The 25,446-nt window shown below is 62.1% G+C and carries 21 protein-coding genes, 1 pseudogene and 1 riboswitch; of the genes and pseudogenes, 13 read left to right on the forward strand and 9 right to left on the reverse strand.

Features of this window, described 5'->3' with window-relative positions:
• The first annotated feature begins 17 nt into the window (after positions 1 to 17).
• The 3 genes from CO655_RS18485 to CO655_RS18495 all read left to right on the forward strand — a co-directional run bounded on the left by CO655_RS18485 (position 18) and on the right by CO655_RS18495 (position 1,944).
• A complete protein-coding gene (locus tag CO655_RS18485; protein WP_097665820.1) occupies positions 18 to 848 on the forward strand; it encodes a TolB family protein in 831 nt (276 codons plus the stop codon).
• A gap of 377 nt (positions 849 to 1,225) precedes the next feature.
• Entirely contained in the window at positions 1,226 to 1,627 is a 402-nt protein-coding gene (locus tag CO655_RS18490; RefSeq protein WP_097665822.1) for a hypothetical protein, read from the forward strand.
• A gap of 110 nt (positions 1,628 to 1,737) precedes the next feature.
• Positions 1,738 to 1,944, forward strand: coding sequence for a hypothetical protein (locus tag CO655_RS18495; RefSeq protein ID WP_097665824.1), 207 nt, complete (start codon positions 1,738 to 1,740; stop codon positions 1,942 to 1,944).
• Between the two features lie 49 nt (positions 1,945 to 1,993).
• Here the strand turns inward: CO655_RS18495 and CO655_RS18500 are convergent, their stop codons facing one another.
• From CO655_RS18500 to CO655_RS18510, 3 genes are all read right to left on the reverse strand, one after another.
• Complete coding sequence (locus tag CO655_RS18500; protein ID WP_097665826.1) at positions 1,994 to 3,061, reverse strand: 3-deoxy-7-phosphoheptulonate synthase; 1,068 nt, start codon at positions 3,059 to 3,061, stop codon at positions 1,994 to 1,996.
• Between the two features lie 342 nt (positions 3,062 to 3,403).
• Positions 3,404 to 3,985, reverse strand: a complete 582-nt coding sequence (locus CO655_RS18505; RefSeq protein WP_097665828.1) for a hypothetical protein — start codon at positions 3,983 to 3,985, stop codon at positions 3,404 to 3,406.
• Between the two features lie 58 nt (positions 3,986 to 4,043).
• Positions 4,044 to 5,921 carry a HAMP domain-containing methyl-accepting chemotaxis protein gene (locus tag CO655_RS18510; RefSeq protein ID WP_097665830.1) on the reverse strand — a complete coding sequence of 626 codons (1,878 nt, stop codon included), beginning with the start codon at positions 5,919 to 5,921 and terminating at the stop codon, positions 4,044 to 4,046.
• A 240-nt stretch (positions 5,922 to 6,161) separates the two neighbouring features.
• A riboswitch (cobalamin riboswitch) is annotated at positions 6,162 to 6,349 on the forward strand.
• Between the two features lie 41 nt (positions 6,350 to 6,390).
• Here CO655_RS18510 and bluB point away from each other — a divergent pair.
• Positions 6,391 to 7,080, forward strand: a complete 690-nt coding sequence (gene bluB / locus CO655_RS18515; RefSeq protein WP_097605191.1) for a 5,6-dimethylbenzimidazole synthase — start codon at positions 6,391 to 6,393, stop codon at positions 7,078 to 7,080.
• A 3-nt stretch (positions 7,081 to 7,083) separates the two neighbouring features.
• Here bluB and CO655_RS18520 read toward each other — a convergent pair whose 3' ends face one another.
• On the reverse strand, positions 7,084 to 8,184 hold the full coding sequence (locus tag CO655_RS18520) for a DUF2865 domain-containing protein (RefSeq protein ID WP_097605190.1): 1,101 nt from the start codon (positions 8,182 to 8,184) through the stop codon (positions 7,084 to 7,086).
• A 204-nt stretch (positions 8,185 to 8,388) separates the two neighbouring features.
• Positions 8,389 to 8,985: a demethoxyubiquinone hydroxylase family protein gene (locus CO655_RS18525; protein ID WP_097605189.1), complete on the reverse strand. Its 597-nt coding sequence runs from the start codon at positions 8,983 to 8,985 to the stop codon at positions 8,389 to 8,391.
• Between the two features lie 158 nt (positions 8,986 to 9,143).
• Between CO655_RS18525 and CO655_RS18530 the strand changes: the two genes are divergently transcribed.
• On the forward strand, positions 9,144 to 9,677 hold the full coding sequence (locus CO655_RS18530) for a ribonuclease H (protein ID WP_097605188.1): 534 nt from the start codon (positions 9,144 to 9,146) through the stop codon (positions 9,675 to 9,677).
• A 29-nt stretch (positions 9,678 to 9,706) separates the two neighbouring features.
• Here the strand turns inward: CO655_RS18530 and CO655_RS18535 are convergent, their stop codons facing one another.
• On the reverse strand, positions 9,707 to 12,019 hold the full coding sequence (locus tag CO655_RS18535; protein WP_097605187.1) for an NADP-dependent malic enzyme: 2,313 nt from the start codon (positions 12,017 to 12,019) through the stop codon (positions 9,707 to 9,709).
• Between the two features lie 256 nt (positions 12,020 to 12,275).
• Between CO655_RS18535 and CO655_RS18540 the strand changes: the two genes are divergently transcribed.
• A complete protein-coding gene (locus CO655_RS18540) occupies positions 12,276 to 13,715 on the forward strand; it encodes an FAD-binding oxidoreductase (protein WP_097665832.1) in 1,440 nt (479 codons plus the stop codon).
• Positions 13,716 to 13,812: 97 nt separating this feature from the next.
• Here CO655_RS18540 and CO655_RS18545 read toward each other — a convergent pair whose 3' ends face one another.
• Complete coding sequence (locus tag CO655_RS18545; RefSeq protein ID WP_097665834.1) at positions 13,813 to 14,373, reverse strand: TetR/AcrR family transcriptional regulator; 561 nt, start codon at positions 14,371 to 14,373, stop codon at positions 13,813 to 13,815.
• A gap of 217 nt (positions 14,374 to 14,590) precedes the next feature.
• On the opposite strand from CO655_RS18545, the gene CO655_RS18550 reads away from it, so the two are divergent.
• Both CO655_RS18550 and CO655_RS18555 read left to right on the forward strand, forming a co-directional pair.
• Positions 14,591 to 15,769, forward strand: a complete 1,179-nt coding sequence (locus CO655_RS18550) for an efflux RND transporter periplasmic adaptor subunit (RefSeq protein WP_170964934.1) — start codon at positions 14,591 to 14,593, stop codon at positions 15,767 to 15,769.
• Positions 15,770 to 15,774: 5 nt separating this feature from the next.
• Positions 15,775 to 18,927, forward strand: coding sequence for an efflux RND transporter permease subunit (locus CO655_RS18555; RefSeq protein ID WP_097665836.1), 3,153 nt, complete (start codon positions 15,775 to 15,777; stop codon positions 18,925 to 18,927).
• A 300-nt stretch (positions 18,928 to 19,227) separates the two neighbouring features.
• Here CO655_RS18555 and CO655_RS18560 read toward each other — a convergent pair.
• Positions 19,228 to 19,978: pseudogene (locus CO655_RS18560) on the reverse strand (phosphoglycerate mutase family protein).
• Here CO655_RS18560 and CO655_RS33895 point away from each other — a divergent pair.
• The 3 genes from CO655_RS33895 to CO655_RS18570 all read left to right on the forward strand — a co-directional run bounded on the left by CO655_RS33895 (position 19,901) and on the right by CO655_RS18570 (position 22,393).
• Positions 19,901 to 20,182, forward strand: a complete 282-nt coding sequence (locus CO655_RS33895; protein ID WP_176539275.1) for a hypothetical protein — start codon at positions 19,901 to 19,903, stop codon at positions 20,180 to 20,182. The pseudogene CO655_RS18560 and the gene CO655_RS33895 sit on opposite strands and share 78 nt — an antisense overlap.
• Positions 20,183 to 20,187: 5 nt before the next feature.
• Positions 20,188 to 20,997, forward strand: a complete 810-nt coding sequence (locus tag CO655_RS18565; protein ID WP_097665838.1) for a UDP-2,3-diacylglucosamine diphosphatase — start codon at positions 20,188 to 20,190, stop codon at positions 20,995 to 20,997.
• A gap of 175 nt (positions 20,998 to 21,172) precedes the next feature.
• A complete protein-coding gene (locus tag CO655_RS18570) occupies positions 21,173 to 22,393 on the forward strand; it encodes an MFS transporter (RefSeq protein ID WP_097665840.1) in 1,221 nt (406 codons plus the stop codon).
• Here the strand turns inward: CO655_RS18570 and dgcA are convergent.
• Positions 22,345 to 23,328: an N-acetyl-D-Glu racemase DgcA gene (gene dgcA / locus CO655_RS18575; protein WP_097665842.1), complete on the reverse strand. Its 984-nt coding sequence runs from the start codon at positions 23,326 to 23,328 to the stop codon at positions 22,345 to 22,347. The genes CO655_RS18570 and dgcA overlap by 49 nt on opposite strands.
• A gap of 98 nt (positions 23,329 to 23,426) precedes the next feature.
• Between dgcA and CO655_RS18580 the strand changes: the two genes are divergently transcribed.
• Both CO655_RS18580 and CO655_RS18585 read left to right on the forward strand, forming a co-directional pair.
• Entirely contained in the window at positions 23,427 to 24,596 is a 1,170-nt protein-coding gene (locus tag CO655_RS18580; RefSeq protein WP_170964933.1) for an MlaE family lipid ABC transporter permease subunit, read from the forward strand.
• Between the two features lies 1 nt (position 24,597).
• Entirely contained in the window at positions 24,598 to 25,437 is an 840-nt protein-coding gene (locus CO655_RS18585; protein ID WP_097605180.1) for an ABC transporter ATP-binding protein, read from the forward strand.
• Positions 25,438 to 25,446: the final 9 nt, after the last annotated feature.

Below are 25,446 nucleotides of genomic sequence, written 5' to 3' on the forward strand. Positions count from 1 at the left end.
ATCGGGGAGGAGAAGACATGCGCAGCTCGGTCGAGATCTACAATGTCAGGACGGGCAGGGCACGTGAGGTGTGGCAGACGGATCGGCTGGTGGAAGCGCCGAATTTTGCTCCCGACGGCTCCTATCTCCTGCTGAATGGCGACGGGCTGCTCTTCCGGCTGCCGCTCGATGGCGGCGAGGTTGTTCAGGTCGATACCGGCTTTGCCGTCAACTGCAACAATGATCACGGCATCTCGCCCGACGGCACCGAGATCGTCATTTCCGACAAGAGCGAGTTCGGCAAGTCGGCGATCTATATCCTGCCGATCGAAGGCGGCACGCCGCGGCTCGTTACGGAAAATCAGCCCTCCTATTGGCACGGCTGGTCGCCGGATGGCCGCGAGCTCGCCTATTGCGGCATCCGCGACGATCTCTTCGACATCTACACGATCTCGGTCGAGGGCGGTGTCGAGACACGGCTGACGCATGGCGAGGGCCGTAACGACGGGCCGGATTATTCCGCCGACGGGCAATGGATCTATTTCAATTCCAGCCGCACCGGGCTGATGCAGATCTGGCGCATCCATCCCGATGGCAGCGGGCTGGAGCAGGTGACGTCGGACAATCAGGGCAACTGGTTCGCCCATCCGTCGCCCAGGAACGACAAGGTGCTGATCCTGTCCTACGACCCCTCGGTTTTCGACCATCCGCGCGATCTCGATGTGCGGCTGCGGCTGATGGACATGGATGGCGGCAATCTGAAGACGTTGTTCGAGCTGTTCGGCGGGCAGGGCACGATCAACGTGCCCTGCTGGTCACCAGATGGTGACGAATTTGCCTATGTGCGCTATTTCCCGGCGAGATCTTGAGAGCGGCGCACCGCCATTTTTTTATGGGGTGGTGGTGGCCTTAAGCCCGACGCAACCCTTCTGGAATAGGCATTGGCCGCGCCCTGGAGAGACGCGAACATGCCTTCAACATTAGCCACACGGCTGCGCCTGCAGATAATTCTTGTCCTGATCCTTTGCTTCCCAGGCATGGCAACGGCTCCGTGCCGTGACAACACGTTGGCGAAAGCCAAGGTCGTGGTCGAGGCACGTGTGAAATCGCTCTCGCCAGCATGCCACAAGGCGCCAGATAATGATGGGGCGGTGGGGACAGTATGTTCTCTATAGGGCTTCGCCATCTGATATGGTAATGGGCCTAGATAGATCCCGCCAATGAGGTTAAGGGAAGTTACTCGATCGTGCGCGCCGTGTTGTTCGGGACATTAGCCATCATAACCTGCTGTCCTATTTTATTCTTTGCCGTGTTTCCGGTGGAGTACCTACTGTTGTTCGGAAAATACCAAGAGTCTCAAGCTTTAAATCAGATGGCGGTTCCCATCGCCAAATTCTATATTCAGCACGATATGAGATATGCTTGCGGTAACGAGACGTACTTCAGGAATTATAATGCCATGAGCTTTTTCGATGACCTGCCGCTTTCGCCGGAAGAGGAGCTTATGCTCCAGTCACAGGACAAGATTGCGCTCCTGTTTTTAAGTGACGTCGTTTATGACGAGAATGAATATCTCGACTCTATTCGAACCGTGACCGCTTATAATATGGTCGTCGCCTCTAAGTGCCTGCACAGGCGCACGTCGTGAAAAGCCCTCACCGGCGATCGAGCCAACATTGATGACGGGGTGGTGGGTGGCGAGATTGTACTTTAACAATCACCGTCTCAAGTTTTGACCGAGCAGGAAGCTTAATTTCAATGACACTTGAAGAAAGAGCGATCCTTAAGGCTCTGGCCTCCATGTGTGTTCAGTATATGGATGATGGTCGAAACGGGCTGGTTCACAAGTCCATGAGTGCCGGCGAAGACGCGGTCGAAGTGCTGGCTTCCTATGGTCTGGTCAAACCGGAACCATGGGGCGGCTTCTGGATCGATGAGGGCCTGCATCTTTTGGACGAAGATTGACCTGTGAATGGGCGGCGGGATATCTGCCCGCCGCGCTTGATAGTGCCGCTCAGGCCGCGACGGCGGCCTTGCGACGATCGCGGACGGCGTGGGCCAGATTATCGAGCACGTCGACCGACATATCCCAGTCGATGCAGCCGTCGGTGATGGATTGGCCGTAGACCAGCGGCTTGCCGGGCACGAGATCCTGGCGGCCGGCGACGAGGTTGCTCTCGATCATCATGCCCTTGATGTGGCGGTTGCCGGCGGTGATCTGTCCGGCGACGTCCTTGACCACATGCGGCTGGTTCATCGGGTCCTTGTTGCTGTTGGCATGGCTGGCGTCGATAAGGATGCGCGGGAGAACACCGAGCTTGACGGCTTCGCTGACCACCGCCTGGACATCGGCCGCCTCATAATTCGGGCGCTTGCCGCCGCGCAGGATGATGTGGCAGTCCTCGTTGCCCTTTGTTGAGGCGATGGCAGCCTGCCCGTCCTTGGTGACGGCGGGGAAGTGATGCGGCTGCGAGGCGGCGAGAATGGCATCGAGCGCGACGCGTGCGCCGCCATCCGTGCCGTTTTTGAAGCCGATCGGGCAGGAGAGGCCGGAGGCGAGCTGGCGATGGATTTGGCTTTCGGTCGTGCGCGCGCCGATCGCCCCCCAGCTGACGAGGTCGGCAATGTATTGCGGCGTGATCGTCTCGAGGAATTCGACGCCGGCGGGAAGGCCCATCGCATTGACGTCGAGCAGCAGGCGCCTGGCAATCCGCAGCCCTTCCTCGATACGGTAGCTGCCGTCGAGATGCGGGTCGTTCATCAGACCCTTCCAGCCGACGGTGGTGCGGGGCTTTTCGAAATAGACGCGCATGACGATTTCGAGATCACCGGAGAAGCGCTGCCGCTGTTGCACCAACCGCTCGGCATATTCGCGCGCCGCAGCAGGATCGTGGATGGAGCAGGGGCCGATGACGACGATCAGGCGGTCGTCGTCTCCCTCGAGAATCTTATGGATTGTATGACGGTTGCTGGTCACCGTCTCGCTGACGGCAGCGGTTCGGGGGATTTCCGCGATGATATCTGCGGGTTTGGTCAGCGGGGTGATCTCGAGGATACGCAGATCGTCGATGGTATCGGACACGGTGTGGCTCCTGTTTGGTCATACCGTGCGGAAACAAAAAAGCCGCCAGGTAGACTAGCGGCTGTTCGGGTTGTCGTCGCGTCGACTTCAGTTACGCATGGACCCGCATCCGCTGGGAGCAGCGGTACCAATAAAATCGCGAGGCGTGGATTGAAGTCGTCGACATCAGGCGTATGTAGCGTCGCGGCTGTCTGTTGTCACGCAGAATTTTCTGCCTGAAATCGGACATCCCGGAGGGCGGCCATCGCTTCTGCGGGAGACGGGCTTAAAATATGTCGCCCGAAGCACGCAGCTTCTGGGCGACAAGTCCAAATTGCCGCAAAATGAAGGCCGCTTCTGCGATCACAGGGCGTCGACGTTGACGCCGATCGTGATGGCGCCGATCGGCGTTCCCGCATCGTCGGAAATGGTGACGCTTGCCTGCGACTGCAATGTCTGGGTCGACTCGTCCTTTTCGATTTCGTCGACGAAAACGGCATCCTTGCCGGCCCCGAAGGACTTCTGGAATTTCGCCTCGTCGCCCTGCCAGTAGTCGGAGGTGACGTCGCTCTGACCGACATTCAGCCCCTTTGCATCCATGACGAAGATCTCGGTAATCTTGCCGCCTGAGGACTCCTTCTTTTCCTGAAGGAATTTCGACAGCGCATTGCCAAGAACGCCGTCGATCATCGCGTGATCGGAGCCATCGACTTCGGCGCGCCATTTCTTATCGAGAGCGTCGATGTCGGCTTCGCTCAGCTTGGCATTCGCAGCGTCCTGCGCCTTGATAGCCTCGATGATGGCGGGATCGTTGAGCCAGGGCTTGACGTCGCTCTTCACGTAATCGGCGATCGGAGCAAGCTTGGCATCCTCGGCCATGCATACGCCCATGGGCACGGTGAATGCGGCAGAGGCGAAAAGCAATGCGGTCACAACTCTTTTCATAACTGTTCCCTTCCTGTGATCAGTTGTTGAGAAATAAAGCTTGTCGGCGCGGATGACGTCAGAATTCCTCCCAGGCGCCGGGAGCGGTGGCGACGGCGGCATTTCCTGCATGCCGCGGCGCGACGGCTCTCGGCTCGGGGCGAGAGTGACGAGCACTTGGGGAAACGGGCCTGGCTTGGCTTGCCGCAGACGCAGCGACGACGAACCTGCCGGCCGAATCCTGCAGCTGGCGTCCTTGCGAGAGCAGTTCCTGGCAGGCGGCATTGGTTTCCTCAACCATCGCCGCATTCTGCTGGGTCGCGTGATCCATCTGGTTGATCGCTCCATTGATTTCCTGCAATCCCGTCGCCTGTTCGCGGTAGGACTGAACAATGGACGCGATGCTGTCGCTGATGCGGTTGATCTGTTCCTCGATCTTCAGAAGGGCATCGCCGGTCTCGTTCACCAGTCCGACGCCGGCGGCAACCTCCTGGCCCGACACGTTGATCAGGTTCTTGATTTCCTTTGCCGCATTCGCCGACCGCTGCGCGAGTTCACGAACCTCTTGGGCGACAACCGCGAAACCTTTGCCGGCCTCGCCGGCGCGCGCCGCCTCGACGCCGGCATTCAGCGCCAGCAGATTCGTCTGGAATGCAATTTCATCGATGACCCCGATAATGCGGCCGATCTGGCTGGAGGAGGTTTGGATTCTGTCCATCGCTCCGATTGCGTCGCGCACGACTGTCGCCGATACGTGGGCGCTGCGTTTCGTCTCTTCGACCAATTCTCCCGCTTTTTCAGCGCGCTGCGATGATGTCTTGACCGTCGTGGTCACTTCATCCAGTGCAGCGGCGGTCTGCTCGAGTGCTGCCGCCTGCTGCTCGGTCCGCTTGGCGAGCTGATCTGCGGAGGAGGCCAGTTCGCTCGATCCGCCTTCAACCGCGACAGAGGCGATCTTGATCTCCGTCAGCGCGGCCGCAACGGCCTGGACCATGTTGTTGAAATCCTGCCGCAACTTATCGAATTCGGGACCGAGATCGGCAAGCTGGACCGAGAAGTCGCCGGCGGCGAGCTTTTCCAATGCATTGGCTAGGGTGGTCATCACTAGCCGCTGCCGGCTGCTGGCTTCTTCCGTCAACGATGCGTTGCGTGCCCGTTCGGCGTCGAACGAGGCGCTCTGCTCGGCAGCGGCCTGCTCTCTTTCGACCTTCGCGATCGCCTCGTGACGGAACACCTCTAGCGCCCGCGCGAGAAAGCCGATTTCATCGCCATTCTCCTTATAGGTGACGGGGGAGGCCAGATCGCCTTGCTGCAGCGCCCCGATGCGTTCGCTGAGGATTCTGAGGGGGCGGCCAACGAGGCTGCGCATGGCGAGAAGAAAGGCGATGACGGCGAGGGCGGTGATGACGGACTGCGTGAGCAGCGAAACCAGAACCTTCTGCTTGACCGCGGAAGCGATCTTTTCGACAGACCAGTTGGTGACGATGTAGCCGGTTGTCTTGCCTGATTTGTCCAACGGCAGCGGTGCGATAATCGTGACCAAACCGGCGGATATGCCGCTATCGTCGATTGTCGTTTTATCGGGCTTCGCACCGAGGCGCTTCGCCAGATCGGCTGGCGCGGGCAGACCGGCAATGCCGTCGCGTGTCCACGTATCGACGGCAGCGGGCTCGGCGTTGAATGCGGCAAACTGCACGAGATCGAGCGAGGGATCGTCGCGGTAGAGCGAATAGGCCTCGCGAACCGCATTCGCCTTGCCCCATTTCACGCCGCCTGCGGCCAGAGATGCAAACTGCTCCACATCCTTCGACCAGTTTGCCTTGGCGCCGTCGATCAGGGCGCGGGTTTCATACATCCACGTATAGGTGGCCAAGGCGGATATGCCGCAAAGATTGACGGCAACGATAATCGCCGCCAGCTTGGCTGTCAGAGGCATCGTCTTCAAGAAATGGAACATCCGCGGGGCCTGGAATTGCGGCTCGGTCGGATATTTGCGACCGGCATATCAACACGGGCATCCACGCTGACGGTTACATCAAGAGCGATCATGCCCATGTCCGAGCTGCAACCCAAAACGCGCGAAAACAGTGTGTATTTGATGTGTGAATAAATCATAAAGTAGAATGGGATCGAGGGCACACGCAGGTTGTTTCGCTCTCGCACGGTCGGCCGGTGCTTGCTGCCGCGTCGCTTTCCTGAAATAGATGCTTCGTCAGGTGCCCGCTCTTCAGGCGGGAGAATCGGGAATCCGGTGCAAGGCCGGAACGTGCCCAACGCTGTAAGGCTGACGCCCGCCGCTTCATCACGCCACTGGCTTTTGCCGGGAAGGCTGCGGCAGGCGGATGACGCCAAGTCAGAAGACCGGCCTGGCAAGATAGACCCAACCCGCGCGGACGGCGGGCGGTTGCGTTGTTGGGGATTTGACGATGCGACCCTTTGATGAGGATGCCGTTTCAGCGGCGTCCGGTTTTTCTCTCGCCGAACGCGAGGCCGTGTATCACGCGATCATGACGCGACGCGATGTTCGCAGCCAGTTCCTGCCCGATCCGTTGCCGGATGACGTCGTGGCGCGGCTTCTGAGCGCCGCCCATCACGCTCCCTCCGTCGGCTTCATGCAGCCGTGGAACTTCATCCTGGTGAAAAGCGAAGCCGTGCGAGCACGCGTCCGGGACGCTTTTGCGAAGGCCAACGAGGAGGCGGCACTGATGTTCGACGGCGAACGGCGGCAGGCGTACCGCTCCCTCAAGCTCGAAGGCATCGTCGAGGCGCCGCTCGGCATATGCGTGACCTGCGACCCCACGCGCAGCGGCAGCGTCGTTCTGGGCCGCACGCACAATCCACGGATGGATTCCTATTCGACGGTCTGCGCCATCCAGAACCTCTGGCTCGCGGCGCGCGCCGAAGGAATCGGCATTGGCTGGGTCAGCATCTTTCGCGAAGGCGAGCTGAAAACCATTCTCGGCATACCCGATCATATCGAGGTGGTCGCCTGGCTCTGCGCCGGCTTCGTCGACCGGCTTTACGACGAGCCGGAGCTCTCCGTCAAAGGCTGGCGGCAGCGGCTGCCGCTCGAGGAGCTCGTCTTCCACGATGGCTGGGGACGGAGCGAGCCGTAGCGGTCACTGCTGTTGCGGCTGCGGGCCCGGTGTTGCCGGGTTGGCGAGATCGATCGAACCCTGGTCGCCCGCCAGAAACTGCGGTCCGACCTGCCGGACCTTGTTTTGCGCAGGGTCATAGGGACGCTCCGGGACGGACGGCTGGGGTGCCGTTGGCGCAGCCGCGGTATCTTTCGCCGGCGGATTGGTGCGGATCGTGGTGATCGATCCCTGCTGCGGCGGTTCGCTCAGGGCCTGCTTGTCGCGCATCTCTTCGTAATAGGCGGCGAGATTGCAGGCGCAGGCATTTTTCTCGCCGGGCGCGCGGTTCTTGTAGGCGAAGGCGTTCTGCATGGCGCTGTAGGGCGTGCCGGTTGCCACCGAAATCATGTTCGAGGCTTCGGTGCTCCTCACGTCTCGATAGAAAAGCTCGGTCTCGATGCCGGGACACATCTTGGCGCAGGTCTCAGCATCGCGGCCGAAATCGACCGAGGTGGTGTTCGAACTGATCGGGAAGAAGCCGCCGTCGCAGCTGCGCACGCAGATGGTGCTGACCGGCGAAAGCATCTCGGTCCTCGGCAGGCCGTAACGCGGGTCGAACTCTTCACCGCCGCCGAGCGGAATGAAGGTGTCGGCGCGCATCGCCTGTTCCTCGATGCTCGGGGCAGGGTCGTTGGCGCTGCGCTCGGACGGGGCGTAGAAATTCTCGCTGTTGCAATCATTGCGCTCAAGAGCAGCCATCAGTTCGCGGCGCCCGCCGTCATCACCGCCGCCCTGACCGCGCAGTTCGGCGCGGCGATCCTGGAGATACCGGATATTGTCGATCATCCGGGCTTCAGCCTGCGAGAGCTCATCACAATAATCGGCATTCTCGCCGCCGATCACCACCATGCTGCCCGAGGTGCAGCCGTAGCTGCGCAGGTCGTTGCGGACCTTGCGCAGCTCGAGGTTCTGCTCGGCTATGGCACTGGCAAACTGGCGCGCTTCCGGACCATTACCGTTGCCGATCGATCGCGGCAGGTCGGCGAGGCGGCCGCGCAGGTCGTCGCAGATGGCGCTCGTCTGCGCGGTGACGGGCGTCGCGAAGGCAAGGAGAAGCGCAAGAGACAGGTTTCGGCGTTTCACGGCGTCGTCCCGGAATGAGCAAAACGGTCGATGGGTCGAGTGCGACGTCACTTCGCCGCGCGTTTCCTCTTAGCGTGTTTCTCTTAATAAGCTCAGAGAAATTCTTAGCGTATTTTCGTGATCTTATCCAGCAGAGGCCGGCGATTCCCCGGATGGACCGCGTCGCGCCTGAAGTCGCTCGCGGACAGATCCGGTCGCGGACTGTCAGCTCTGCTTCGAGCGGGCCATTTCGGCACGCATCCAGCTTGAGTCTCCCCATGTCGAGAGCCAGATCATCAGATCGGTGAGTGCGGCGACGACGGGCAGGAGCAGTGTGTGGCTCATTCCGCGTGCTGTCTGGTTTTTCTCGGCCTCCCTGAGATGAGCCAATTCTTCCTCTTGAATGGAGGCGATAAGGCCATGAAGCTCGGGGTCACCGGCCTCCAGAAAAGCCAATTGATCCTCAAGGTGACGGTGAACGGTGCTTTCGACCGCCTCGGTACAGATCCAGACCATGTTACGTCCACCGAGGGCTGTCAGGAAACCGAGCAGGTAACCGCCGAGGCTCCAGAATGCCATGACGCGGCATGGCCTGGCCTTCCTGGACGGCATTGCGTCGCGAAACAGGCGGCAATGCTTGATCTCGTCGTCTCGCATTTCGCGGAGTGCGGGAATGATGTCGGGAAACAGCCTACGGGCCATCCAGATCTGTGCGCCATAGATGCGAATTGCGCCGAATTCGCCAGCATGATTGACCTTGAGAATACGACGAACGGTTACGTTTCGATCGCGCTCACCGCAATTGCTCAACGGATTGTCCATGATCGACGCTGCCCCATAGTTCCCCCTCGGCAATAGGCACTACTGCCGCTACTATCGTCAATGGTCGGCACAATCGACGGGGTGCATTCCGCGTCAAGCGGCGCGCAGACCGTCGCTATTCGCGCGGCGGGCGCAGCAAAGGCGAGGGCGGGGCGAGAATGATAGGCATCTTCAGCGAACTCCGCTCGCCTGCAACAACCGGCGGGATGCGCGAAGCTCAACACGGCCTTCACATCTTCGTGGACGGTTGTTACGAACCCGGTTCCCAGCACGGCGGCTGGGCATTTGTGGCCTATCGCGATGCGGTGGAAATCGCCTCCGGATGCGGTGGCGTCCAGGAGTCGGCCAATAATTCGATGGAATTGACCGCCGTCCTGAAGGCTGCAATCTGGATCAATAGCGAAGCAGCCGGCGAAGCTGCGACCATCTGGTCGGATTCCGTCTATGCCGTCAAAGGCTGCAACAGCCGGCGACATATCTGGAAGAACAACGGCTGGAAGAAAAGCAGCCCGAATGGAAACGCTCGAAGGCGAACGATCGACAATGCGGAACTGTGGAAGGCAGTCGATCTTCAACTATCGCAGAACGCCCTGATGACCGTTACCTGGTGCAAAGGCCATTCTGGCATTGCCGGCAACGAACGTGCCGATGCGCTCGCGGATAAAGGGCGCCTGTTGATCCGGGCTGTCTGATATTTCTCGCCGGGTTGCGAGCAGCCGGCTTATGCCGGCTGCGATGCCTCGACGACGGCCAATGCCGCCATGTTGACGACGCCACGCGAGGTGACCGAGGGAGCGAGGATATGGGCGGGCATGGCGGCGCCGAGCAGGATCGGGCCGACATGCAGTCCATCCGTCATCGATTTGACCACGCCGAGCGTGATGTTGGCGGCGTCGAGGTTCGGGAAGACCAGCAGGTTCGCCTCGTCGTGCAGGGTCGTGTGCGGCATGACGCGCTTGCGCAGGGCTTCGGTGATGGCGCTTTCACCGTGCATTTCGCCATCGACCTCGAGATCGGGGGCGGCGTCGCGGACGAGCTGCAGGGCGTTGCGCATCTTGGTGGCGCTTTCGGATTCGCGCGAGCCGAAGTTGGAATGCGAGACGAGGGCAGCGCGCGGGGTGATGCCGAAACGGCGGATTTCCTCGGCCGCCAGCACCGTCGACTCGGCGATCTCTTCGGCGCTCGGATTGAAGGTGACGTAGGTGTCGGTGAAGAAGGTGGCGCCGCGCTGCGAGATCATCAGGCTGAGCGCGGAGAAATCACGCACGTCCTTGCGCTTGCCGATGATCTGGCGCACATCGCGCAGATGCTTTTCATAGCGGCCTTCGAGGCCGCAGATCAGCGCATCGGCTTCGCCGCGCCTCAGCGCCAGCGCGCCGATGACTGTCGTGTTGGTGCGCACGATGGTGCGGGCGGCTTCCGGAATGACGCCGCGGCGGCCGACGAGCGAGAAATAGAGATCGACATACTCGCGGAAGCGCGGGTCGTCTTCCGGATTGATGACCTCGAAATCCTGCAGCGGGCGAATGCGCAGGCCGTAGCGCTTGAGCCGGGTTTCGATGACCTGCGGACGGCCGATGAGAATCGGTTTGGCCAGGCCTTCCTCAAGCAGCACCTGGGCGGCGCGCAGCACGCGCTCATCTTCGCCTTCGGAGAAGATGACGCGTTTGCGCTCGGCGGCCTTGGCCGCGGTGAAGATCGGCTTCATGACGAAGCCGGAGCGGAAGACGAAGCGGTTCAGCTGATCGAAATAGGCATCGAAATCCTGGATCGGACGGCGCGCGACGCCGCTCTGTTCGGCGGCTTTGGCGACGGCCGGCGCGATGCGCAGGATGAGGCGCGGATCGAAGGGCGAGGGGATCAGATAATCCGGGCCGAAGACCGGGGTCTCGCCGGAATAGGCGCGGGCGGCGACATCCGACGGTTCTTCGCGGGCAAGGGCAGCGATGGCGCGCACGGCCGCCATCTTCATTTCCTCGTTGATCGTTTCGGCGCCGCAATCGAGCGCGCCGCGGAAGATATAGGGGAAGCAGAGGACGTTGTTGACCTGATTGGCGAAATCCGAGCGGCCGGTGCAGATCATCGCATCCGGGCGGGCAGCACGGGCGAGATCCGGCATGATCTCCGGCGTCGGATTGGCGAGCGCCATGATCAGCGGCTTGTCGGCCATCTGCGCCAGCAGCTCCGGCTTCAGCACGCCGGCGGCCGACAGCCCGAGAAACACATCGGCGCCGCCGATGTTTTCAGCCAGTGTACGCGTGTCGCTCTTCTGGGCGTAGACGGCCTTCCACTCATCCATCAACTCGGTGCGGCCCTCATAGACGAGGCCTTCGAGGTCATGGACCCAGATGTTTTCACGTTTTGCCCCGAGGGTTACCAGCAGGTTCAAGCAGGCAAGAGCGGCGGCACCCGCGCCGGATGCGACGATCTTGACGTTCTCGATCGCCTTGCCGGCAAGTTCGAGCCCGTTCAGGATCGCGGCGGCGACGATGATTGCCGTGCCGTGCTGGTCGTCATGGAAGACCGGGATCTTCATCTTCTCGCGCAGGCGCCGCTCGACCTCGAAGCATTCCGGCGCCTTGATGTCCTCGAGATTGATGCCGCCGAAGGTCGGCTCCAGCGAGCTGACGGTCGAGACCATCTGGTCGACGCTTGCCGCGTCGATCTCGATGTCGAAGACGTCGATGCCGGCGAATTTCTTGAAGAGCACGGCTTTGCCCTCCATGACCGGCTTGGAAGCCAGCGGGCCGATATTGCCGAGGCCGAGCACGGCGGTGCCGTTGGAGATGACGGCGACGAGATTGGCGCGCGACGTATATTCAGCCGCCATTTCAGGATTGTCGCGGATGGCAAGGCAAGGGGCGGCAACGCCCGGCGAATAGGCGAGCGCCAGATCGCGCTGGTTGCCGAGCGGCTTGGTCGCCTGGATCTCCAGCTTGCCGGGGCGGGGGTAGCGGTGGAAGAAGAGCGCCTGCTCGTCGAGATCGCCGCTCGTCAGGTTCTTGTCCGTCTTGGATTTATCCGGGTGATCCATTGCCGCCTCCGTGCACGTCTTTTTCTGGAGTTCCCTCCATACATCAATCGGATACGGGCGACAGTATGGAAATGGGGGATGGGAGAAGTTTTCGTCGAGGGGGTATCCCACCGCACGGCCAATTCGTTCTTTTTTCGCGGCCGACCGTGATGGCGGCAGCACTAGCTAACCCTTTTGGGGAAACTTGTCTGGCGACGGCAGCAAGCGCAAAATGCCGCCTGCGACGGTGCGGGGCGCCGGTCGCAGGGAGGAAATCATGGACAATTTGAACCTGACGACCCTGCAAAGCGGGCAGACGATGGTCAATGACGTGGCCATGGACGCGTTTGCCGCTGGATTTCGCGGCAATCTTCTGACCAGCAAGGATACGGATTACAACGAGGCTCGGGCGATCTGGAATGCGATGATTGACCGCCGGCCAGGCCTCATCGCGCGCTGCGCTGGTGCGGCCGACGTCGTACGCGCGGTGCGGTTTGCGCGCGACAACAGTCTGCTCGTTTCGGTGCGTGGCGGTGGGCACGGCATTGCCGGAAACGCCGTCTGCGAAGGCGGTGTCGTCATCGATCTGTCGCCGATGAAGTCGGTGCGGGTCGATCCCGAAACGCGCCGCGTGAGGATTGAGCCGGGCGCAACGCTTGGCGACATCGATAAGGAAACGCTGGCCTTCGGCCTGGTGCTGCCGACCGGCATCAATTCGACGACCGGCATCGCCGGCCTGACGCTCGGCGGCGGTTTCGGCTGGCTCACCCGTAAATTCGGACTGACGACCGACAATCTGGTTTCGGTCGACGTGGTGACCGCCGATGGTGAGCTGGTGAGGGCGAGCGAGACGGAAAGACCGGATCTGTTCTGGGCGCTGCGGGGCGGCGGCGGCAATTTCGGCGTCGTCACCTCATTCGAATTCCAGCTCAACCCGCTCCATTCCGAAGTACTCGCCGGACTGGTCGTGCATCCTTTCGCCGATGCGGAGAAGGTGCTGCAGGAATATCGGCAGGCGCTGGACGAGGCACCCGATGAACTGACCTGCTGGGTGGTGATGCGCCAGGCGCCGCCGCTGCCGTTCCTGCCGGCCGAATGGCACGGCAAGGAGATCGTGGTGCTCGCCATGTGCTATTGCGGAGATATTGCGGCGGGGGAAAAGGCGACGGCCAGATTGCGGGCGATCGGAAAACCGATTGCCGATGTCGTCGGTCCGGTGCCGTTCACCGGCTGGCAGCAGGCCTTCGATCCGCTGCTGACACCTGGCGCGCGTAATTACTGGAAGACCCAGGATTTCTCCTCCCTCTCGGATGCGGCGATCGACGTGCTGCTCAACGCTGTGCGCAAGCTGCCGGGGCCGGAATGCGAAATATTCATCGGCCATGTCGGCGGTGCCGCCGGGCGTATTCCCACCGAAGCCACCGCATTTCCGCAGCGCAGTTCGCATTTCGTCATGAACGTGCACGCGCGCTGGCGGGAAGCGGGGATGGATGCAAGCTGCATCGGCTGGGCGCGTGAACTCTTCGAGGCAACCAAGCCGCATGCTGTGGGTACCGCCTATATCAACTTCATGCCGGAGGATGAGACGGATCGGGTCGAGATGGCTTATGGCGCCAATTATGCGCGTCTCGCTGAAATCAAGCTGCGCTATGATCCGAACAATCTGTTCCGCATGAACCAGAACGTGAAGCCGATGGCGGCTGTCCGGGCTGCCTGACGGGATCGGGTAATAGCAAAAGGTTGAAGTCCTAGCCGCGCGTCGGGTCCGATGCGCGGCGTTTCATGTCCTTGACTGGTGACATTGCGATGGTCGGTCATTCCTCGGTGAGATCAATCAATTCCTGCATCAGCGCCGTGTCGTCGGAACCGGCTTGATCGTCCGGCCTCAGAACATGGGTAAGCCACGCGCCGTCAGCGGCCAGGCGAACGATCTCGAGCCGGCTTCCCGCGTCGGTCGCGGCGTGCCTGGTGAGCCGATCATGGATCCATTTGTACCAGAGGCTCTTGGAATAGGGATCAGCGAGTACGGTCATGGTCTGCGCCGACCACGGGCTGCTGTTGAGAGCGCGGTCTGCAAAGAGCGTGCGCACGTAGGCGCGGGTGAAGGTGCCGCGTCCACCCTTGTCCTTGTCTAGTTCCTCATCGATCTCGCGGTCGAAGCTTTCCATCATGCCGTCGAAGACCGCCTCCACGAGAGCCTGCTTGTTGGGAAAATGGTGAAACAGTCCGCCTTTGGTCACGCCGGCCGCGCTGGCGACCGCCTGCAGGCTGACGGCGGCGAGACCATGCTCGAGCGCCAGTTTCGTGGCGCAATCGAGAAGCGCCTGCCGGACGACGTCAGGCTGTTTCTTTCTGTTGCGGGGGCTATCTATCAAGGCATGACCCGTCTTGGTGAGGAAGAGCTTTCAGCTGTCAGTAGCACTCCTGGGCTTACGGTTCCATGGGAACTCGTGACATGATAAAGCTATCATACCAACCGGTAGGTATCTTGCAAAGCAAAAAAATATCGACTATCTGTCGGCTCAGGAGGCCCGCCGAACGTCATTTCGGCGGGCTGTGTTTTTTGGACTGCAGTGGCCATCCGGAAGGCTAATGGATATGCATCTTCATAGGAAATCATTGCGTTACGTGCTGTCTCTGGCGCTTTTCTTCGGCGCCGGCCCGGCGGCTCACGCTCAGGAAGACGGAGCGATGCCGCCTGTCGCCGTCAGCGTCCTGACGCTCAAAGCCCGTGCGGTTCCCGTCGTCAACGAGCTGCCCGGGCGCATTGCCGCGACCCGGGTCTCGGAAGTGCGGGCCAGGGTTTCCGGCATCCTGCAGGAGCGGGTGTTCGAACAGGGCAGCCTCGTTCACCAGGGCGACGTGCTTTACCGGATCGATCCGGCGCTGTTCCGGGTCCGCGTGGCAAGCGCCGAAGCAAGCCTCGAGCGCGCCAGGGCGACGCAACTGAATGCCCGCCAGCAGCTGGAGCGCCAGAAGTCGCTGCGCGATCGCGATGTCGCAAGCGGTGTCGAATATGATGCGGCCGCCGTCGCTCTTGCCCAGGCCGATGCCGATGTCGCGCTGGCGCAGGCAGCCCTCGACGAAGCGAAGATCAATCTCGGCTATACCGAAGTCCGCGCGCCGATCACGGGCATCATCGGCGGTGCGCTGGTGACGGAAGGCGCTTTGGTAACGGCCGATGCCGGGGACGCCCTGGCACAGATCCAGCAGATCGACCCCGTCTATGCCGACTTCACGCAATCCTCGGGCGCGTTGCTGGCGCTCAAGAGAGCCGTCGAGAACGGCAGCCTTGCATCGACGGAGCCTGACAAGGCCGCCATCAAGCTCGTCTTCGACGACGGCACGGTCTATGGCGGAGCCGGAAAGCTTCTCTTCCGCAGCGCCAGTGTCGATACGACCACGGGCCAGGTTACCCTTCGCGGCGAGTTCCCGAATCCCAAGGGCGATCTGCTGCCGGGGCTCTATGTCAGGGTTCGCATCGAGCAGGCCGTGCGTGAGAATGCGATCGTCATCCCTCAGCGCGCCGTCATCCGTACGACTGACGGCAAGGCGCAGGTCTATATCGTCGAGGAGGGAGATGTCGCCCAGCCGCGCGACGTGATGCTCGGTCAATCCTCCGGCAACGAATGGGTGGTCGAGAGCGGCTTGTCCGCGGGACAGCGCCTGGTCGTCGACGGCGGCCAGAAGCTTCAGCCTGGCGCGAAGGTTGCACCGGACGAGCTGCGCGATGGCCGGGTGGCGTCCGGCGACGCCCCGAAGCCGGAGTAAGATCAATGGCACGCTTCTTTATCGATCGCCCGATCCTTGCCTGGGTCTTTGCGATCTTCATCTCGATCGCCGGCCTGATCGCGCTTCCGTTCCTGCCGGTCGCCCAATACCCGAAGGTCGCTCCGCCGCAACTCAGCATCAGCACCAGCTATCCCGGCGCATCACCGCAGGACATCTATCAGGGCGTCACCCGTCAAATCGAGGAGGAGCTGAACGGCGTCGAGGGGCTTTCCTATTTCGAATCGACATCGGATACGTCAGGCGCGATGACGATCACCGCGACCTTTGCGGCCGGCACCGATGTCGACCAGGCTTCCGTCGACGTCCAGAACGCCATCCGCCGCGTCGAGCCGCGGCTGCCGCAGACGGTCAGGGATCAGGGCATCACGGTCGAAGAGGCTTCGTCGGGCTTCCTCATGTTCATCTCGCTGACCTCGACCGACGGGAGGACCGACGAGGTGGCGCTCGGCGACTATCTCAACAGAAACGTCATCGGGGAACTGCGCCGGCTCGACGGCGTCGGCCGCGCGCAGCTCTTCGCGTCGCAGCGGGCGATGCGCATCTGGATCGACCCCGACAAGATGGTCGGCCTGCACCTCACCGCATCCGACATCAGCGCGGCGATCTCGGCGCAGAATGCCCAGGTGGCGGCCGGTCAGATCGGCGCAGCACCCAATCCGATCTCGCAGGATCTGACGGCGACGGTGCTGGTCAAGGGGCAGCTGACCGACACCCGGGAGTTCGGCGACATCGTGCTGCGCGCCAATGCCGACGGATCGAATGTCCGGTTGCGCGACGTTGCGCGCATCGAGGAGGGCAGCGAGAGCTACAGCTTCTCCACCCGCCTGAACGGGCAGCCGAGCGCTGCCATCGCCATCCAGCTGTCGTCGACGGGCAATGCCGTCAACACGTCCAATCTGGTCAAGGCGAAGATGGAGGAGCTGTCACGCTTCTTCCCGGCGGGCGTCGAATATTCCGTTCCCTACGATACCAGCCCGTTCGTCTCGGCATCGATCGAGAAGGTGGCGCATACGCTCGCAGAGGCCGTCGCGCTCGTCTTCATCGTCATGCTCGTCTTCCTGCAGAGCTTCCGCTACACCATCATTCCGACGCTGGTCGTGCCGGTCGCGCTGCTCGGCACGCTGGCGGTGATGTTTGCCGCCGGCTTCTCGATCAACGTACTGACGATGTTCGCGATGGTGCTGGCCATCGGCATTTTGGTCGACGACGCCATCGTCGTCGTCGAGAATGTCGAGCGGCTGATGGCGGTGGAAGGGCTGTCGCCGAAGGAGGCGACCAAGAAGGCGATGCGGCAGATCACCGGGGCGATCCTCGGCATCACGCTGGTTCTTACCTGCGTCTTCGTGCCGATGGCGTTCTTCCCGGGCTCGACCGGCATCATTTACCGCCAGTTCAGCCTGACCATGGTCGTATCGATCCTGTTTTCGGCCTTCCTGGCACTGTCGCTGACGCCGGCGCTCTGCGCCACCTTCCTGAAGCCGATCAAGGGTCATCACGAGAAGAAGGGCGTTGCCGGCTGGTTCAACCGCAACTTCGACCGGCTGACCGGCCGTTATGCCCGCACCGTCGAGGGATTGGCCAAGCGCTCCTGGCGGGTCATGGCGGTCTATGTCGCGCTGGTCGTCGGCCTCGGCTATCTCTTCGTCAACCTGCCGAGCAGCTTCGTACCGGATGAGGACCAGGGCTTCCTGATCGTCGACGTGCAGGGCCCGCCGGAAGCGAGCCGCAACCGCACGGTGGCCTCGCTCGAAAGCATCGAGGCGATTTTCAAGACCGAGCCGGCGGTTGAGAATGTCGTCGCGATTCAGGGCTTCAGTTTCTCGGGGCAGGGGCCGAATGCCGCCCTGGTTTTCGTCACGCTCAAGGATTGGGCCGAACGCGGCGCCGGCAATTCGGTGCAGGAGATTTCCAACCGGGTCAATATGCAGCTGTTCGCGTTGAAGGATGCCACATCCTTCGCCCTGTCGCCGCCGCCGATCGAAGGCTTCGGCACGACCAACGGCTTCACCTTCCGCCTTCAGGATCGTGGCGCAAAGGGCCAGGCAGCGCTTAACGAGGCGGCGGCAATGCTCCTCGGCAAGGCATCACAGAACCCTGTGATCGCAGGCGTCCGGCCGGAGGGCATGCCGGATTCGGCGCAGCTCGTTCTGGTCATCGATCGCGAGAAGGCAAATACCTTCGGCGTCGCTTTCGCCGACATCAACAACACGATCACCGCCAATCTCGGTTCGAGCTATGTCAACGACTTCCCGAACTCCGGCCGCATGCAACGCGTCATCGTTCAGGCGCAGGACAAGAGCAGGCTTCAGGCTGAAGACCTGATGAAACTCAATGTGCGCAATGCGAGCGGCGGCATGGTGCCACTGTCGTCCTTCGCCATCGCCGAATGGCGCAAAGGACCGGCCCAGATCGTCGGCTATAACGGATATCCGGCTGTGCGCCTCTCGGGCGCTCCGGCGCCCGGATATTCATCGGGCGCGGCGATCGCCGAAATGGAGCGGCTGGCAGCCGAACTTCCCGACGGTTTCGGTTTCGAATGGACGGGCCAGTCGCTGGAGGAAATCAAATCGGGCTCACAGGCGCCTATCCTGTTCGGCCTCAGCATCCTCTTCGTCTTCCTGCTGCTGTCGGGGCTTTACGAGAGCTGGTCCATCCCGCTGTCGGTGATGCTGGTCGTGCCGCTCGGCGTGCTCGGCTGCGTGCTCGCGGTGATGAGCCGCGACATGTCCAATGACATCTATTTCAAGGTCGGCCTGATTGCGATCATCGGCCTGTCGGCCAAGAACGCCATCCTGATCGTCGAATTCGCCAAGGACGGTTTTGCCGGGGGCAAATCGCTGATGGACGCCGCAATCGAAGGCGCCCGTCTCCGCTTCCGGCCGATCATCATGACCTCGCTCGCCTTTACCTTGGGCGTGGTGCCCCTGGCGATCGCCACCGGCCCAAGTGCGGCGAGCCAGAATGCGATCGGCACCGGCGTGCTTGGCGGCATGATTTCGGCAACGGTTCTGGCGATCTTCTTCGTTCCCGTCTTCTTCGTCTACGTGCTGCGTCTGTTGAGGACGAAACGGCCGGCGACGGCGAACAAGGAGGCCCCGATCGGGCAGGCGCCGGCGACGGTGATATCGCCGACGTAGGGTATCCGCGAAGGCGGAGGCTTGTGGCCGGGCGAGACTGACGCTTGCTTTCCCCGGTGGGGAGAAGGTGGCCCGAAGGGTCGGAAGAGGGGCCTCCTGGCACAGCATTCATTGCCCTTCGCTTGCGCTCGGGCACTCGCGGCCCTGCCGCTCGCCCCCCTCATCTGCCTGCCGGGCATCCGCCGGGGTCGAGCCACGCGTCTCGACCCGTCCTTCGGACCCCCGCTGGGGAGAAGGGGGATGTAGCAACGTCGTGCTCATCGATTGAACTGTTGGTAAGGGGCCTGATACGAGTCCCCACTACCCATTGGGCTTTGGCGTGATCGTCACGTCGGCACCATGGGCATCGCGCAACTGACCTTCCTGGCCCGGCTGCCGGTCGGCGGCCTGGTGCAGCAGGATGGATTCGTAGCCTTGCGCGCGCGTGCCCTCGATCAGGGTGATATCGGCATTTCCGGGATTGTCGGAGCGCTCGAACCACTCGACAGGGCGGTGCAGGAAGTTCATTTCGACTGCCCGGTTGGTGACGCCGTGGCCGACGATGGCGACGTCGTGATCGTCATTTTCGGCGTCTCGCATGACCGTCTGGAGAAACAGGCGCACCCGCTGGGCCACATCCGCCCGGCTCTCGCCATCCGGCGGCCGTGCGTAGAACTTGCCGCTATTGCTGCGCAGCCTCGCCCATTTTTCGAATTCCTCGGGAAACTTCTGTTTCCGTTCGGCGTGGTCGTAGATTTCGGTGAAGAGGCCGAAATCCTGCTCACGCAGCAGATAATCCTCCCTGATATCGCCGACGACGCTTGCCGGCAGGGCTTCGAGCACGGCATCCTTGCTCTGCCGCGTCCTCAGGAATGGCGAGTACCAGATGTGCAGCTTGCCAAGACCGGGACTCGGCGCCGCCTGCAGATAGGCGGCGATCACACCGCCGGCCTCCAGCGCCTGCCGGTAGCCCCATTTGCGTCAGGGGCACGTTGTGATCGCCGAATTGGCGGTAGGCCCGTTCGTCGATGTTGCCGAGGGATTCGCCGTGGCGAACGAGAAAGAGACGCATCAGCCATCCCGCAGTGTCGGATCTGGAATCGCAGTCATCATGAACGTGCACAACAGGCAGGGCAAGATTGTCGCTGCGCCGTGCGGCGGGGCGTCCCGCCAGCACGGCTTTTGCGGGGCTTTTCCCCAGTCTGTCATCTTCCTGAAACACGAGTCTGGTTTTGGAAGGCTATATGAAAGATGGGGCATGAGCCGTAGCTCGTGATAGACATGATGGAACCCAGACATTTCCGCACGCTCTTCATTTCCGATGTCCATCTCGGCTCGAAGGCCGCGAAGGCCGACTTCCTGCTGGATTTCCTGCGCTACCACGAGGCGGATACGATCGTTCTCGTCGGCGACATCGTCGACGGCTGGCGGCTGAAGCGCAGCTGGTATTGGCCGCAGGTCTGCAACGACGTCGTCCAGAAACTCTTGCGCAAGGCGCGTAAGGGTACGCGCGTCGTCTATATCCCCGGCAATCACGACGAATTCCTGCGCGATTTCCCGGGCATGCATTTCGGCGGCATCGAGGTCGTCGAGCGGATGATGCATGAAGGCGCCGACGGCAAGAAATACCTGATCCTGCATGGCGACGAATTCGATGTCGTCGTTCGCAATGCCCGCCTGCTCGCCTATCTCGGCGACTGGGCCTACGATACGGCGATCCGCATCAACATCCTGCTGGCGGCCGTGCGCCGCCGCCTCGGCATGCCCTACTGGTCTTTCTCGGCCTGGGCCAAGCTGCAGGTCAAGCATGCCGTCAATTTCATCGGCGAATTCGAGCGCGTCGTCGCCGAAGAGGCGCGCAAGAGCGGTGCCGACGGCGTGATCTGCGGTCATATCCACCACGCGGTCATCCAGGACATGGACGGCATTCGCTACATCAATACCGGCGACTGGGTGGAAAGCTGCACGGCGGTCGCCGAGCACGAGGACGGCACGTTCGAATTGATCACCTGGCGGACGCTCGCCAGCACCGTGCCGGCGCTGACGGCGGTCGAGCGCGAAGGGGCGGAACTGGCGCCTCAGGCCGCCTGATTTGCCTGTTTGATCCAGCGTTGGCGCATCTGCGTCCGCGCAACAGAAATTTAGCCGTTCCCGTCAGGCGACAGGCCCAATTTATTTTTTAAAACGTTTCAGGAGGCTATTTCTCGCAATAGTCGCCTTCCGGGTGGCGTGTTAGGACAACGTCCAGTTTCCTTCAGGTCCACCCATGATTCCCGCTCAACATTCCCCGACGGGTGAGGGAGCGCCGCCGCGCTTCCGGCTGCTCAGCGCGCTTTCCTATTGTGCGCCGCTGCTGGTCAACGGCATCGTTCTGCCGTTTTTCCCCGTTTGGCTCGCGACCCACAGCTTCAGCGACCATGAGATCGGCATCATCCTTGCCATACCGATGGTGGTCCGCGTGCTGGTGGCGCCTGTCGTCGCCATGATCGCCGACCGCTTGAAGGAACGCGCCGACGTGCTGCTCTGGTCGGGCGGCCTGTCGCTGCTGACGGCGATCGCGCTCTACTGGACGACCAGTTTCTGGCCGGTGACGATCGTCTATACGCTGCAGGGTGCCACCTTCGCGCCCTATCTGCCGGTCGTCGAATCGATCGTCATCTCCGGCGTGCGCCGCTGGGGGCTCGATTACGGGTCGATGCGCGTCTGGGGCTCGATCGCCTTCATCGTGTCGACGCTCGTCGGCGGTCAGCTGATCAGCCGGTGGGGCGGCGAGATGGTGCTGCCGGTGATGGTGTTCGGCTTTGCCATGACCGTCGTGATGGCGATCTTTTGTCCGCGCATCGGGCCGACGCGGCGGCGTGGCCAGCCGATCAACATTCCCGCCGCCACCGGCAGCGGCCTGCGCGAGCCGCATCTGCTGCTGCTCCTGATCGGCGTCGCCATCCAGCAGTCAAGCCATGCCGTGCTCAACGCTTTCTCGTCGATCTACTGGCATCAGCTGGGCTTTTCCGGCGCTGAGGTCGGTCTGCTCTGGAGCGCCGGTGTCGCTTCGGAGGTGACGGTATTCTTCCTGTCGAAGCGCCTCAACCGGCGCTTCAATGCCTGGACGCTGATCCGCTTCGGCTGCGCCGTCAGCGTCTGCCGCTGGATCCTGTTTCCCATGAACACGGGCTTAGCCGGTTTCTTCCTGCTGCAATGCTTCCACGGCTTTACCTACGCCTTCGTGCATACCGGCGTGCAGCGGCGGATCGTGGCGACGGTGCAGGAGACGCAGGAATCCTCGGCTCAAGGCGCCTATTTCTTCTATGTCGGCATGGCGATGGCGCTGATGACCATCGCAGCAGGTTATCTCTATGCCTTACTCGGCGTGGTCAGCTTTTACGTCATGGCGCTGGTCGCGCTCTGTGGCCTCGGCCTCGTCATCTCGGCCTATTACCTTCAGCCCCAGAGGCTGCTTTCGGGCGGAAAAACCAGGGAAGCGGCGTAGCGCAGGCCGGGCTCGCGGTCGTGGGCGAGCAGCAGCGGGCCGTCGAGATCGACGAAATCGGCATTCTGGGCGAGCAGCACCGCCGGCGCCATGGCAAGCGAGGTGCCGACCATGCAGCCGACCATGATGGCGAAGCCGATCCGCTCGGCTTCCGTCTTCATCGCCAGGGCTTCGGTGAGGCCGCCTGACTTGTCGAGCTTGATGTTGATCGCGTCATAGCGGTCGGCAAGGCTTGCGAGGTCGCCGGTATGGTGGACGCTCTCGTCGGCGCAGACGAGCAGCGGGCGGCGGATCTCGGCAAGCAAGGCGTCGCGGCCGGCCGGCAGCGGCTGCTCGACGAGCGCCACACCCGCCTCCGCGGCGATGTTGAGGTGACGCTCCAGCGCCGCTTCCGGCCAGCCTTCATTGGCATCGAGGATGATTGCGGCCTCGGGCGCGGCGGCGCGGACGGCGCGGATGCGGCTTTCATCGTCGCCGGTGCCGACCTTGACCTTCAGCAGGGCGCGGCCGGCATGTTCGCGCGCCTGGGCCGCCATCACCTCCGGTTCGCCGAGCGAAATGGTATAGGCTGTCGTCAGCGGTTTCGGATCGGCAATGCCCAGTCGAGACGCGACGCTTTGGCCCGTCTGTTTGGCTTCCAGATCCCAGAGGGCGCAATCGACGGCGTTGCGAGCAGCGCCGGGCGGCATCGCCGACAACAGGTCGCGCCGCGAGATGCCTGCCTCGATCAGCGGACGCGCGGCTTCGATCTGGGCAAGAACGCTCTGCATCGTCTCGCCGTAGCGGCGATAGGGCACACATTCGCCATGCCCCTCAGCCCCTTCGTCCGTCAGCGCGCAGGTGATGACCTCGGCCTGCGTCTTTGCGCCACGCGCGATGGTGAAGGTTCCGGCAATCGGAAAGGAATTCATCTGGATATCAAGGATGCGCGGCATTATTGCTGTCCTGCGAGCATGGAAATTGCACGTTGCTTCTGTATATTGACGCGCCGGGCGACGAACCGCTTCGCGAGTCGGCACTGTCGCTGTAAGCCTTGAAAGACACAAGTATCTTGAACGCCGAGAATCGCAACGCTGCCTCGCTTGCCGTGGACGACCAGTCCGATGGTTCGGGACAGCATGTGCGTCTGAGCGGCAACTGGCGCAGCGCCTATGTGCATCTTGTGCTGCGCGATTTCGAAAAACTCCTGCACCAGAAGTCCGGTAACCTGACGGTCGATCTGTCTGAGATCACCGATATCGATACGGCGGGCATCTGGCTGCTGTGCCGGCTGAAAAAGGAAGCGGAGGCGGCCGGGCGGACGGTCCGCTTCGAAGGCACCAATCCGCATATCGACGAAATGCTGGTGATGTTTTCCGAGGAGCCGGCCAAACCGGAGCCGGAGCCGAAGGAGAAGGTCTCCCTGGCCGCGCGCATCCTCGCGCCGATCGGCAAGATGACCTACGACGTCTGGGACAATCTCGCCGCCGCCATGTACATCCTCGGCTCGGCGGTGCGCGGCGCGCAGATGAAGTTCGGCCGCGGCAGCGGCGTTTCGCCGGCCTCGATCGTCAATCAGATCGACCATATGGGCGTTCGCGCCGTTCCGATCATCCTGCTGATGTCATTCCTGATCGGGGCGATCATCGCCCAGCAGGGCGCCTTCCAGCTGCGCTATTTCGGCGCGGAAGTCTTCGTCGTCGATCTCGTCGGCATCCTGCAATTGCGCGAAATCGGCGTGCTGCTGACCTCGATCATGATCGCCGGCCGTTCCGGCAGCGCGATCACCGCCGAAATCGGCTCGATGAAGATGCGCGAGGAGATCGACGCGCTGAAGGTGATGGGCCTGAACCCGATCGGTGTGCTGATCTTCCCGCGACTGGTGGCGCTGACCATCGCGCTGCCGCTGCTGACGGTCTTGGCGAACTTCGCCTCGCTTGCCGGCGCGGCGGCCGTCGCGTGGGGCTATTCCGGCATCACCTTCGCCAACTTCCTGGCACGCCTGCACGAGGCGGTGACACTTTCGACCGTGCTGTCGGGCATGATCAAGGCGCCGTTCATGGCGCTCGTCATCGGTATCGTCGCCGCCGTCGAAGGATTAAAAGTCGGCGGCAGCGCCGAATCGCTCGGCCAGCACGTCACGGCCTCGGTGGTGAAGGCGATTTTCGTCGTCATCCTGATGGACGGGCTTTTTGCGATGTTCTATGCAGCGATCAACTTCTAGCATGGCGGACCGCGTGAACGAGCAAGCGATCGAAAGCGAAGGACAGGGCAGGGATGTCGTGCTTTCGGCGCGCGACGTCACCGTCGCCTTTGGCTCGAAGGTGGTGCTCGACAATCTCAACCTCAATATCTATCGCGGCGAGATCCTCGGCTTCGTCGGCGCGTCGGGTACCGGCAAATCGGTGCTGATGCGCACGGTGCTGAGGCTGCTGCCGCGCCGCTCCGGCACGATCAAGATCCTCGGCCAGGACTTCGACGAACTCGACGAACCGCAGCGCAACGCGCTCGACATGCGGCTCGGCGTGCTGTTCCAGCAGGGGGCGCTGTTCTCGTCGCTGACGGTCAAGGAAAACATCCAGGTGCCGATGCGCGAATATCTCGATCTACCGCGCTCGCTGATGGATGAACTGGCGCATCTGAAGATCCGCATGGTGGGGCTCGCGGCCGATGCCGCCGACAAATATCCGTCCGAGCTTTCGGGCGGCATGATCAAGCGCGCCGCCCTTGCACGCGCCCTGGCGCTCGATCCCGAACTCGTCTTCCTGGACGAACCGACTTCCGGTCTCGATCCGATCGGGGCGGCCGAATTCGACGAACTGATCGCCAATCTGCGCGATAGTCTGGGACTGACCGTGTATATGGTGACGCACGATCTCGACAGCCTGTTTTCGGTCTGCGACCGTATTGCCGTGCTCGGAAAGAAGCGGGTAATGGTGGAAGGCACGATCGACGACATGCTGGCCTATGACGATCCGTGGGTACAGGCCTATTTTAGAGGTAAGCGGGCGCGGTCGATCGTGCCGCAGGACGAAGGCGCACGCCACGGCAGCAGCGGGAAGTGACCGGATAAG

Origin of the sequence: Rhizobium sp. M1 (genome assembly GCF_002531805.1) — a bacterium.
Classification (GTDB): domain Bacteria; phylum Pseudomonadota; class Alphaproteobacteria; order Rhizobiales; family Rhizobiaceae; genus Rhizobium; species Rhizobium etli_C.